This is a genomic window from Halorubrum sp. SP3, from assembly GCF_005435195.1.
GTDB classification, from domain to species: Archaea; Halobacteriota; Halobacteria; order Halobacteriales; family Haloferacaceae; genus Halorubrum; species Halorubrum sodomense.
Map to the genome: position 1 here is coordinate 1227 of NZ_SGTU01000056.1, position 985 is coordinate 2211.

General features: G+C 56.8%; 2 protein-coding genes. Both read left to right on the forward strand.

From position 1 onward, the window contains the following. Positions 1-83: 83 nt before the first annotated feature. On the forward strand, positions 84-479 hold the full coding sequence (locus EXE42_RS15155) for a hypothetical protein (protein WP_137706868.1): 396 nt from the start codon (positions 84-86) through the stop codon (positions 477-479). Positions 480-594: 115 nt separating this feature from the next. Next, on the forward strand, positions 595-985 hold a 391-nt coding region (locus EXE42_RS15160), incomplete at its 3' end, for a hypothetical protein (RefSeq protein WP_137706869.1).

Genomic DNA, 985 nt, shown 5'->3' on the forward strand with positions numbered 1-985 from the left:
CGTCAGAATCAAATAATAACCACCCAAACGCGGCCCTATTTTGAGGATCCGCCCGTTCGCTCGGGGGATCCCGACACACAACTATGTCCGACACTATCCCAGTAGTTCACGAAGCGGACGCACTTGATGAAGCGTATAAACTCGGTTGGGAAAACTTCGAAGCCTCTCCCGAGGCTATTGAGGATCCCACCGAAGCGGTGAGTCACTTCAAAGAATCCGCGCATTACGCTAACAACACCGCCCCGACCCTTCGGTGTATGGCAGGGTTCCGCGATCACGTCGGTGGAACCTATCAGGATCCGCCCGAGACGGTCGCGGTTGTCCCTGTTGGCGACGCGGAGGATCGCCCGATTCAAGCCGAGCAGATGGATCCGCGCCAAGTTCTTGACGCGATTCACGACGCCTACCATGCTGGCGCATACGACGCCTTAGAGGGACGTGAATACGGTGCGACGGACGACGTAACGCTTACCAATTAACCACCCAAACGCGACCCTATTTTGAGGATCCGCCCGTTCGCTCGGGGGATCCCGACAGTATTCCGACTGTTTTCAGTCGGAAGATAACGACGGGTGAAACCCGTCACACACAACTATGGCAGCAACCAGTAGCAACTCCGATACTGTCGAAACGTCAAACGACAAAACGACGATCCGCGTGGATCGACTCCTCGCCCGCGACGGGCGACAGTTCGTTTTCGTGGATAAACTATTCCACGGCGAACAGATCCACGGCGCGACGGGATCGACTATGGTCCCTATCACCCGCGAGGAGATGGATCGCCGCGAGGGAGAGATGCGGGACCGCGAATGGTCCCCGCTCGCGCACATTTACGAGGAGTCGGATTCAAATCAGTCGTGGGATGCGTGGATCGATGAAACGCTACGGATCGAAGGCGAGCGGTTGCTATACGATCCGTCGTATGAAGGTAAATACGGTGAGATCGTCCGCGAAAAGGCCGCCGCCGAATTAGACTACGATCCCG